This is a genomic window from Rhizobacter sp. P2_D12 (assembly GCF_056404395.1).
In genome coordinates this window covers 1-3,583 of the sequence record NZ_JBFUEB010000223.1, presented here as the reverse complement: position 1 = coordinate 3,583, position 3,583 = coordinate 1, and the positions used below count along the sequence as shown (strand labels likewise).

General features: G+C 69.3%; 3 protein-coding genes. All 3 read right to left on the bottom strand.

The features are described 5' to 3' along the window. A partial coding sequence (locus AC1DYN_RS31805) for a methyl-accepting chemotaxis protein (RefSeq protein WP_477966682.1) occupies positions 1-1,352 on the bottom strand: 1,352 nt, incomplete at its 3' end. Positions 1,353-1,375: 23 nt separating this feature from the next. After that, complete coding sequence (locus AC1DYN_RS31800) at positions 1,376-2,938, bottom strand: methyl-accepting chemotaxis protein (RefSeq protein WP_477966680.1); 1,563 nt, start codon at positions 2,936-2,938, stop codon at positions 1,376-1,378. 28 nt (positions 2,939-2,966) lie between these two features. Then, on the bottom strand, positions 2,967-3,583 hold a 617-nt coding region (locus AC1DYN_RS31795), incomplete at its 5' end, for a methyl-accepting chemotaxis protein (protein WP_477966678.1).

Below are 3,583 nucleotides of genomic sequence, written 5' to 3'. Positions count from 1 at the left end.
ACCGAGCCGACGATCTCCTTCATGGTGTGGCCGGCATCGGCCACCAGGCGCGAGCCGGAGTCGACCTTCTCGACCGAGGCGCCGATCAGCGCCTTGATCTCCTTGGCGGCCTGGGCGCTGCGCTGCGCGAGGCTGCGCACTTCGCCGGCGACGACCGCGAAGCCGCGGCCCTGCTCACCGGCACGGGCGGCTTCGACCGCGGCGTTCAGCGCCAGGATGTTGGTCTGGAAGGCGATGCCGTCGATCACGCCGATGATGTCGGAGATCTTCTTCGAGCTGGCGTTGATCTCGTCCATGGTCGAGACGACCTGCGAGACGACCGCGCCGCCGCGGGCGGCGACCTCGGCGGCCGAGGAGGCCAGCTGGTTGGCTTGGCGGGCCGAGTCGGCGCTCTGCTTGACGGTGCCGGTCAGCTGCTCCATCGACGAGGCGGCCTGCTGCAGGTTGGAAGCGGTCTGCTCGGTGCGCGCGCTCAGGTCCTGGTTGCCGGTCGCGATCTCGCCGGAAGCGGTCGAGATGCTGTCGGTGCTCTGGCGCACCTGGCTCACCGTCGTGCGCAGCGAGCGCACCATCAGCGACAGCGAATCCAGCAGGCTGCCCGACACCGAGTGGCTCAGGTCGACCGACAGGTTGCCGCGCGCCACCTCGCCCATCACGGCCATTGCCTCGGTCGGCTCGCCGCCGATCTGGCGCAGCACGCTGCGTGCGATCGCGTAGCCCAGCGCGCCGATGCCGGCCAGCACCAGCAGCATGACCGCCAGGCCCTCCAGCGCGGAGTTGCGCACCTGCGCATCGACGTCGTCCATGTACAGGCCCGAGCCGACCATCCAGTCCCAGTTCTTCACGTGCATCACGTACTGCAGCTTGGGCACCGGCTCGGTCTTGCCGGGGCGCGGGAAATCGCTCATCAGGAAAGCGCGGCCATTCTTGCTGGCGCGCAGCGCATTCGATTCGCCCTGCACGATGTCGTTGCCGCTGGTGTCCTTCACCTTGCCGATCAGCGACTGGCCGTCCCACTCGGGCTTCAACGGGTGCATGACGCCGCTGCCGTCGAGCGTGAAGATGTAGAAGTAGTCGGACTTGCCTTCGGCGCCGCCGTAGCGGGCGACCCGGATCGCTTCCTTCGCGGCCTTCTGCGCGTCTTCCTTGCTCATCGCGCCGGATGCGGCCTTGGCCTCGAAGGCGGCGGCGATATTGTAGGCCGATTCGACCGCCGTCACCAGCTGGCCGCGGCGCCCTTCGACGATCTGGCTGCGCATGTGCACGCCGTTGGCCACGGTGACGATCACCAGGGCGAGCACGGAGGCCGCGACGAGCAGCGCGATCTTGCGCTTGAAGGAAAGGTTCAGCATGGGAATGACTCCGGTGGATCTGGTCAGGCGACCGCGTGCGCGGACTCGAACCTGAAGTTGCCGACGACCTGCGACAGGCGCACCGCCTGGTCCTTCAGGCTTTCGGCGGCGGCGGCCGACTCCTCGACCAGCGCGGCGTTCTGCTGCGTCATCTGGTCGAGCTGGGTCACCGACTGGTTGACCTGGCCGATGCCATCGCTCTGTTCGGACGCGGCCGCGGTGATCTCGCCGATGATGTCCGTCACGCGCTGCACCGAGCCGACGATCTCCTGCATCGTCTGGCCGGCATCGGCCACCAGGCGCGAACCGGCCTCGACACGGTCGACGCTGGCGCCGATCAGGCCCTTGATCTCCTTGGCGGCGTCGGCGCTGCGCTGCGCGAGGCTGCGCACTTCGCTGGCCACCACCGCGAAACCGCGGCCCTGTTCGCCGGCACGCGCCGCTTCCACCGCGGCGTTCAGCGCCAGGATGTTGGTCTGGAAGGCGATGCCGTCGATCACGCCGATGATGTCGGCGATCTTCTTCGAGCTGGTGTTGATCTCGTCCATGGTCGAGACGACCTGCGAGACCACCGAGCCGCCGCGGGCGGCGACCTCGGCGGCCGAGGAGGCCAGCTGGTTGGCCTGGCGGGCCGAGTCGGCGCTCTGCTTGACGGTGCCGGTCAACTGCTCCATCGACGACGCGGTCTGCTGCAGGCTGGACGCGGTCTGCTCGGTGCGCGCGCTCAGGTCCTGGTTGCCGGTCGCGATCTCGGCGCTGGCGGTGCGGATGCTGTCGCTGGCCGAATGCACCTGCTGCACGACGCGGCCGAGCGCGGCCGTCATCGTCTGCAGCGCGCGCATCAGGTCGCCCATCTCGTCGCCGCGGGTCACCGCCGGACGCGGGCTCAGGTCGCCGCCGGCGATCGAGTCGGCCAGCGCCATCGCCTCGCGCAGCGGGCGGCGGATCGAGCCGACCATCGCGAAGGTGCCGATCAGCGCGCCGGCAATGATCAAGGCCACCACGCCGGCCGCCAGCGTGACGGTCTTGCGGCGCTCGGCGGCCAGCTGCGTGCGCGTGGCGGCGGCAGCCTGTTCCTGCAGCGTGACGAAGCCGCGCAGCGATTGCATGTAGGTGTCGGTGGCCTGCGCGAAGCCGCCCATCGCCAGCGTGCGTGCGCCGTCCAGGTCGCCGGCTTCCTTCTTCTTCGTGATCTCGGCCGACATGTCGAGCACCACCTTGCGGTCGGCGGCGATCTTCGCCATCTGCTGCGTCTCGGCCTCGGTTTGCGGCATCTCCTTGAGCTGCTTCTGCAGCTCGGTGATCTGCGCGATCGCCTTGTCGTTGATGTCCTTGAACGCGGTGCGCACCGACGGATCGCTGCTGATCGCGCCGGCCTGGGCGCGCGACACCGCGGCCTCGGTCAGCCCGGCCCAGCGGGCGGCGGTGCGGATCTTGGTTTCCGACAGTGCCAGCGCCTCGTCGGAGAAGGCCTGCACCTGGGCCGAACGCCAGGCCGCGAACGCGACCAGCGCCAGCAGCGCGACGATGAAGGTGCCGACGGCGAACCAGATGCGGGTGCCGATGCGCAGGTCTTGGAGTCTCATGAGGCTGCTCTCTGCGAAGTTGTGTGGGTCAGTGCTGCGCGTCGAGGCGGAAGGCACCGACCGCTTGCGACAGCCGCAGGGCCTGGTCTTTCAGGCTCTCTGCCGCGGCGGCGCTTTCCTCGACCAGGGCCGAGTTCTGCTGTGTCATCTGGTCGAGCTGCGTGACCGCCGTGTTGATCTGGCCGATGCCGTCGCTCTGCTCGGACGACGACGCGGTGATCTCGCCGATGATGTCGGAGACGCGCTGGACCGAGCCGACGATCTCCTTCATGGTGTGGCCGGCATCGGCCACCAGGCGCGAGCCGGAATCGACCTTCTCGACCGAGGCGCCGATCAGCGCCTTGATCTCCTTGGCGGCCTGGGCGCTGCGCTGGGCCAGGCTGCGCACCTCGCCGGCGACGACCGCGAAGCCGCGGCCTTGCTCGCCGGCGCGGGCGGCTTCGACCGCGGCGTTCAGCGCCAGGATGTTGGTCTGGAAGGCGATGCCGTCGATCACGCCGATGATGTCGGAGATCTTCTTGGACGACGCGTTGATCTCGTCCATGGTCGAGACGACCTGCGAGACGACCGCGCCGCCGCGGGCGGCGACCTCGGCGGCCGACGAGGCCAGCTGGTTGGCCTGGCGGGCCGAGTCGGCGCTCTGCT

Bases quoted from the DNA above. Each gene is read 5' to 3' on its own strand.
- AC1DYN_RS31800 (WP_477966680.1), bottom strand. From the start codon at position 2,938: ATGAGACTCCAAGACCTGCGCATCGGCACCCGCATCTGGTTCGCCGTC.